Annotated in this window: 6 protein-coding genes; 4 read left to right on the top strand and 2 right to left on the bottom strand. The window is 62.2% G+C overall.

What is annotated here, in order from left to right:
- On the top strand, window positions 1-186 hold a 186-nt coding region (locus tag I2D41_RS10070; protein ID WP_229042240.1), incomplete at its 5' end, for a hypothetical protein.
- A 17-nt stretch (window positions 187-203) separates the two neighbouring features.
- On the opposite strand, the gene thrS is transcribed toward I2D41_RS10070, so the two are convergent.
- The gene (thrS, locus tag I2D41_RS06975) at window positions 204-1967 is read right to left on the bottom strand and encodes a threonine--tRNA ligase (protein WP_035138071.1); all 1764 of its coding nucleotides are present in this window, start codon (window positions 1965-1967) and stop codon (window positions 204-206) included.
- 227 nt (window positions 1968-2194) lie between these two features.
- Complete coding sequence (locus I2D41_RS06970; RefSeq protein WP_055251579.1) at window positions 2195-2626, bottom strand: double zinc ribbon domain-containing protein; 432 nt, start codon at window positions 2624-2626, stop codon at window positions 2195-2197.
- 566 nt (window positions 2627-3192) lie between these two features.
- Between I2D41_RS06970 and I2D41_RS06965 the strand changes: the two genes are divergently transcribed.
- Genes I2D41_RS06965 through I2D41_RS06955 form a run of 3 tightly spaced genes read left to right on the top strand, consistent with a single transcriptional unit; the run spans window position 3193 to window position 6425 of the window.
- The gene (locus I2D41_RS06965; RefSeq protein ID WP_195364027.1) at window positions 3193-4656 is read left to right on the top strand and encodes an NAD(P)/FAD-dependent oxidoreductase; all 1464 of its coding nucleotides are present in this window, start codon (window positions 3193-3195) and stop codon (window positions 4654-4656) included.
- 1 nt (window position 4657) lies between these two features.
- The gene (locus tag I2D41_RS06960) at window positions 4658-6022 is read left to right on the top strand and encodes an NAD(P)/FAD-dependent oxidoreductase (protein ID WP_195364026.1); all 1365 of its coding nucleotides are present in this window, start codon (window positions 4658-4660) and stop codon (window positions 6020-6022) included.
- A 4-nt stretch (window positions 6023-6026) separates the two neighbouring features.
- Window positions 6027-6425, top strand: coding sequence for a DUF1667 domain-containing protein (locus I2D41_RS06955; protein WP_195364025.1), 399 nt, complete (start codon window positions 6027-6029; stop codon window positions 6423-6425).
- Window positions 6426-6718: the final 293 nt, after the last annotated feature.

The following is a 6718-nucleotide window of genomic DNA, read 5'->3' as shown; positions in this document are numbered from 1 at the left end:
TGCGGAAACGCGGGGTCCGTTCAAGCTGTTGCGTTGAGATTGAAAATCAACCGTAGGTACATCTCCATAGCCCCCTATAAAAACCTGTACCTTTTTGTGCAACAAAAAAAGCCGCTCAACCAGCGGCTTTTCTTATTTGGGTATGAAAAAAGGCGACCGCCCTTTGTGGACGGTCGCCTTTGTTAATTGTTGTGAAGCTTGCCTTAGGCGCGAGTCTTGATCTCCTCGGTCACCTTCGCAACAAACTCGTCAACGCTCATCTGAACGGTCTCGTTGGAGCGATCGCGGACGGAAATGTTGCCGGCCTCGACCTCCTTCTCGCCCAGGATGAGCATGTAGGGCACGCGGTCGATGCTGCGGGCCTCGCGGATCTTGTAGCCGATCTTCTCGTCGCGGTCGTCGCAGACCACGCGAATGCCGGCCTCCTCCAGCTTAGCGCACACCTCGTGGGCGTAGTCGCGGCTCTTCTCCGAGACCGGAAGCGCCTTGACCTGCACGGGGGCGAGCCAGGTGGGGAACTTGCCAGCAAAGTGCTCAATCAGAATACCGATAAAGCGCTCGATGGAGCCAAAGCATACGCGGTGCAGCATGATGGGGCGCTTCTTGGTGCCGTCGGCGTCCACGTACTCCAGGTCAAAGTTGAGCGGCATCTGGAAGTCGAGCTGCACGGTGCCGCACTGCCAGGTACGGCCGAGCGAGTCCTCCAGGTGGAAGTCGATCTTGGGGCCGTAGAAGGCGCCGTCGCCCTCGTTGACCTCGTAGTCCATGTGCAGCTGCTCCAGAGCGGTGCGCAGGCCCTCCTCGGCGCGAGCCCAGTCCTCGTCCGAACCCATGGAGTCCTCGGGGCGGGTGGAAAGCTCAACGTGGTACTTAAAGCCAAACTTCTGGTACACGGAGTCGATGAGGTTGACCACGCCCACGATCTCGTCGGTCAGCTGGTCGGGACGCACAAACAGGTGGGCGTCGTCCTGGTTAAAGCAGCGAACGCGGAACAGGCCGTGCAGGGCGCCGCGCAGCTCGTGACGGTGCACCAGGCCAATCTCGCCGGCGCGGATGGGCAGCTCGCGATAGGAGTGCGGCTTGGAGGCGTACACCAGCACGCCACCCGGGCAGTTCATGGGCTTAATGCAGTACTCTTCGTCGTCGATGACGGTGGAGTACATGTTGTCCTTGTAGTGGTCCCAGTGGCCCGAGGTCTTCCACAGCTGCTTGTTCATGATGAGCGGCGTGGAGATCTCCACGTAGCCGGCCTTGTGGTGGATCTCGCGCCAGTAGTCCAGCAGCGTGTTCTTAAGGATCATGCCGTTGGGCAGGAAGAACGGGAAGCCGGGGGCCTCGTCGCGCATCATAAAGAGGTCCATCTCGCGGCCGATCTTGCGGTGGTCGCGCTTCTTGGCCTCCTCCAGCATGTGCATGTGCTCGTCGAGCTCTTCCTTGGTGGCAAAGGCGACGCCGTTGATGCGGGTGAGCATCTTGTTGTCCTTGTCGCCCTTCCAGTAAGCGCCAGAGACGCCGGTGAGCTTAAAGGCCTTCAGAGCCTTGGTGTAGCAGATGTGGGGACCGACGCACATGTCGATGTAGTCGCCCTGCTGGTAGAAGGTGATGCGGGCGTCGTCGTCCAGGTCGCCGATGTGCTCGACCTTGTACTTCTCGCCGCGCTCCTCCATAAGGGCGATGGCCTCGGCGCGGGGCTTCTCGTACACGGTGAACTTGAGGTTCTCCTTGACGATCTTCTTCATCTCGGCCTCGATCGCGGGGAAGTCGTCCTCGCTGATCTTGACGCCCTCGGGCAGGTCGACGTCGTAATAGAAGCCGTTGTCGGTCGCGGGGCCGTAGGCAAAGTCGGCCTGGGGGTACAGGCGCTTGATGGCCTGCGCCATGATGTGCGCGGCAGAGTGGCGGATGACGTGCGTGACCTCGTCCTGCGGGAGCTCGGCCACCGAACCGTCATTGTAGAGTGCCTTCATGGGTATGTTTTCTCCTCTCGGATGCCTGATGCAAGTGCGTGCGATGCGCTCGGCGTTTTTGACTTGCATCATTATAGGCAGGTTGCCTTGGTATACAAGCGCCCGCCGCACCTTAATGGCACGGCGGGCGATTTTCTACGCATGCTTCATCGTGTGGGGGCGGGGCTGCGGGGCGCGCGTGACTTGCGGCGTGCCCGGGGCTTGAGGCCGGCCTGGCGATGGATGCGTTACTGGATGCGAGTTCGGCAGTAGGGGCAGACCTTCCAGTGCGCATCGAGCGGGCGATGGCAGCTGGGGCATACGTTGCGAACCTGAGTATCGCACACCGGGCAGACGACGAAGTCCTTCTCGATGGGCGCGCCGCACTGCGGGCAGGTGCCGTACTGGGCAAGCTGGCGCTCGCGCAGGGCCATGTCCAGCTCCTGCTCCTCGCGGTCGGACGCGTAGGAGTGCGGGCGCAGAACCAGGTAGGCGATGAGGCCCACAAACGGGATGAGGGCGATGATGCCCCATGCCACGTAGGCGCTGGCGCCGCGGCGGCGAGCGTCGATAAACACATAGACAACCGACAGCACATACAGGGCGATGATAAAGCCAACAAAGGCATAGACGACGCCCATAAGCTGCGGCGACATGAGCTCGGAGATGTACTTGGACATTAGGGGTACCTTTCGGAATATTTACAGTCCGGTCAAGTTTACCACGGGGTTTGTTTATATGGGACTACGGCTGGGTACGGGGCTGCCGCGGACACAAACATCTCAATCTGTAACAGGTGGAGGCGGAATCCGGGTCTAGATGTTACAAATCGAGACAAACGGATGGCCCGCCTGGCAAACGTCTCGATCTGTAACATCTTGAGCCCCAAAACCCCTCTTACTGTTACAGATCGAGACATTCAAAATCCACCGGAAGGTTTGTCTTGATCTGTAACATCTAGAACCCAAATCCTCAGCTAACTGTTACAGATTGAGACAAAGAAAACCGTCCAAACCAAATGTCTCAATCTGCAACAGTTACTCGGCAAAAACAGTCCCAGATGTTACAGAACGAGACAAACCTCTGACACCAGGGGCGGCAGACGAGGTCACCGATGGTCCCGAGTCTCCCCTCGCCTGCCGTTGGCGGGTGTTGCGGGGCTGTTCGCCGCATTGCCGCTGCACTGGGGGTGTGCAGACCGTAGGATAGTACTATTGACAGCCTGTCAACTCGTCTGGGAGGCACTGTGACAGAAACGTTTGATATCGCGATTGTGGGCGCGGGCATCACCGGGTGCGCCATCGCGCGGCAGCTCGCGCGCTATGACTTGTCCATTTGCGTGGTCGAGGCGGCCAACGACGTCGCCCTAGGCGCATCGAAGGCCAACGGCGGCCTGGTGCACGCCGGCTACGATCCGGCACCGGGCACCGTAAAGGCGCAAGTCAACGCCCGCGGCTGCGAGCTGTATGGCACCTGGGCCCAGGAGCTGGGTGTTTTGTTTTGCCGAACCGGCTCAATGGTGCTGGGCTTTAGCGACGAGGACCGTGCGCACCTGGAGAAGCTACGCCAGAATGGCCTGGCCAACGGCGTGCCCGAGCTGGCGATCATTGGCCCCGACCGTATCCACGAGCTGGAACCGCGTGCCAGCGCCGACGCAACATGCGCGCTGTGGTGCCCTTCGACCGGTTACGTCGACCCGTTTGAAGTGGCCATCGCCGCGCTGGAGAACGCCGTCGCCAACGGGGTGACGTTTATGCGGTCTGCGCCAGTGGAGGCCATTGAGGTTGCTGGCGGCGAGGCTACCGACGGTGCTGCGCGCTTTACGCTGGTGACGCCTGCCGGCGATGTGCGCTGCCGCTATCTAATCAACGCCGCGGGCAACGGTGCCGCCAACATCTCGCACATGGCCGGCGCCGAGGAGTTCCAGATGGTCTGGCGCCAAGGCAACATAGTGGTACTGGACAAGGAGCCGCGCGCGCTCATGCCGCTCTACCCCGTGCCCACGCCGGTGTCCAAGGGCGTTATCGTCACGGGCACGGTCCACGGCAACACCGTGATCACCGCGACGGCCGCCGTGCGCGAGCCGGGCGACACACAGACCTACGCCGCCGATGTCAACGCGCTGTTAGCGGGCGCGCGCAAACTGGTGCCCGATCTGGACACGCGCCGCGTGGTGCGCGCGTTTGCCGGCGGGCACCCGGTCATTCAGGGAACGAACGACTTCTTTATTGGACAGTCGGCCGTTGTGCCGGGGCTTTTCCAGGCGGCGGGCATTCAGTCGCCAGGCGTCGCGAGCGCGCCGGCCATTGCCGAGCGCATGGAGCTTGTGATGCGCGAAGCGGGCGTGGAGCTGCACGAGCGGGCGGACTGGAACCCAATTCGCCGCGCGCCGGACGACTTTGACCGCGCACCGCTGGCGCGCAAGGAAGAACTGATCAAGTCTGATCCCGCGTGGGGGCAGATCGTCTGCCGTTGCGAGACGGTACCCGAGGCCGAGATTGTAGCCGCGATTCGACGCCGACCGGGCGCGGTTTCGGTCGAGGGCGTCAAGCGCCGCTGCCGTGCGGGCATGGGCCGCTGCCAGAGCGGCTTTTGCCAGAGCCGCGTGGTGGCGATTCTGGCGCGCGAGCTGGGCTGCGACCCCAGCGAGGTGCTGTTGGAGGACACTGGCTCGTGGCTCGTTGAGGGACCTTTGAAGGGGGTGCGCTAGGATGGCGACGTTTGATATGCGCAACGAACGCGCGGAGGCAGGAGCTACGGAAGCGGTGCAGACGCAGGCGTTCGACGTCGTCGTTATCGGCGGCGGACCTGCCGGCATGGCGGCCGCACTTGCCGCGCACAAGGCCGGCGCGCGCGTGGCTATCGTGGAGCGCGAGCAGCACTTGGGCGGCATCCTGCGCCAGTGCATTCACCCCGGCTTTGGCCTTTCGCACTTTAAACAGGAGCTCACCGGCCCCGAGTATGCACAGCGCTTTATTGACCAGGTGCGCGCGACCGACATTGCGCTGTTCTTGGGCAGTATGGTGCTTGGGATCGATTCGGGCGAGTCCACGGAAGACGACGCACTCCACACCGTCATGCTCATGAGCCCCACCGGCATGCTGCAGCTCACCGGGCGCGCGGTCGTCCTTGCCATGGGTTGCCGCGAGCGCACCCGCAGCGAGATCAAGATTCCCGGCAGCCGACCTGCCGGCGTGTTTACGGCCGGCTTGGCGCAGCGATACATCAATGTCGAGAACCTCAAACCCGGCTCGCGCGCCGTCATTTTGGGCTCGGGTGACATCGGGCTGATCATGGCGCGCCGCTGCACGCTCGAGGGAATTTCGGTCGAGGGCGTGTACGAGCTCATGCCGTACGCCAACGGCCTGCGCCGCAATGTGAAAAACTGCCTGGACGACTTTGGCATTCCGCTGCACCTGTCCACCACCGTCACGCGCGTGATCGGGCACGACCGCGTGGAGGCCGTCGAGGTAAGCCAGGTCGACGAGCATCTTGCGCCCATTCCGGGGACCGAGCGCGTTGTTCCATGCGACACGCTGCTACTTTCGGTGGGCCTGATACCCGAGAACGAGCTTTCGGTTGCCGCGGGCGTGGAGCTGGACCCACGTACGCGCGGCGCCGTGGTGGACCAGAACCTGCAGACGGGCGTTCCGGGCATCTTTGCCTGCGGCAACGTGCTGCACGTGCATGACCTGTCAGACAATGTGACGACCGAGTCCGAGCGTGCCGGTGCGGCTGCGGCGGCATGGGCGTTGGGGGCTGTCGGCACCGCGGCGGGAGTGGCGGACGCGGGCTGCGAGCTCACGGTCTCCCCCGCCGGCATCGCAGGCTACGCACTGCCGGGCCGCATTACGACCGTCGGGCTCACTAAGCTCAACTTCCGCGTACGCCGACCCGTCGACGCCGCTCGCGTACGTATTCTGGCAGGCGACGAGGAACTGTTCGCCGGCAAGGTCCGCCCGTTCAAACCGAGCGTTATGGAAAGCTTCCCGCTGCCGGCGAAGGTCATTCAGCAGGCGCTCGACCTGGGTACCAGCGAAATTGTCCTGTCAGTCGATCCCGTCGAGGAGGCATAAGGCCATGAGCGATACCGTGATCGAAACGCTGCAGTTCAACTGCACGACTTGCCCGTCCGAGTGTCTCCTGACCGTGGAAGTCGAGCGCGACGCCGATGGCAACGTAGTGGAGGTGCGCTCCGTAACCGGCAACAGCTGCCCGCGCGGTAATAAGTTCGCGCACCAGGAGCTCACCTGTCCCATGCGCGTGCTCACCACCACGGTGGCGATATCCTGCGGCGACGAGGCGCTGCTGCCCGTACGCACGGCCGAAGCCATCCCGCTCGAACTCCATGCCCAAGCCATGGACCTCATCCGCGGCCTGGTCGTCAAAGCCCCCATCCACATGGGCGACGTCGTGCTAGAGAACCTCCTCAACACCAACATCGACCTAATCGCCAGCATGGACATCGACCCAGCTTAAGCAGCTAATTTAGGACTCAGCTCTTTTAACTACCCCGCCATCCACCCTGCCCTCCTCAGTTGCGGTGAAATAGTTCCTGATTTCCGCCATTACCCCGGCAAACAGGAACTATTCCACCGCAACTATCCTTGGAATCGGTATTTAGCCTGGGTCTACTTTAGTACCATTTCAAAACTATGCCGGATTACGGGGCTGATTCGGAGACCGCCATCCATACCGGCAATTTTCGATTTTTGATAAGCCTTCTACCTGCACTGATAATTGTTCTCGGGGGAAGCGGGCACTGCGGGGCG

Source organism: Collinsella aerofaciens (assembly GCF_015552075.1).
Classification (GTDB): Bacteria; Actinomycetota; Coriobacteriia; order Coriobacteriales; family Coriobacteriaceae; genus Collinsella; species Collinsella aerofaciens_Y.
This window is presented reverse-complemented; position numbering and strand designations above follow the sequence as displayed.

Excerpts from the sequence above, each read along its gene's own strand:
- thrS (WP_035138071.1), bottom strand. The coding sequence starts at position 1,967 with ATGAAGGCACTCTACAATGACGGTTCGGTGGCCGAGCTCCCGCAGGAC.
- I2D41_RS06970 (WP_055251579.1), bottom strand. The coding sequence starts at position 2,626 with ATGTCCAAGTACATCTCCGAGCTCATGTCGCCGCAGCTTATGGGCGTC.
- I2D41_RS06960 (WP_195364026.1), top strand. The coding sequence starts at position 4,658 with ATGGCGACGTTTGATATGCGCAACGAACGCGCGGAGGCAGGAGCTACG.
- I2D41_RS06955 (WP_195364025.1), top strand. The coding sequence starts at position 6,027 with ATGAGCGATACCGTGATCGAAACGCTGCAGTTCAACTGCACGACTTGC.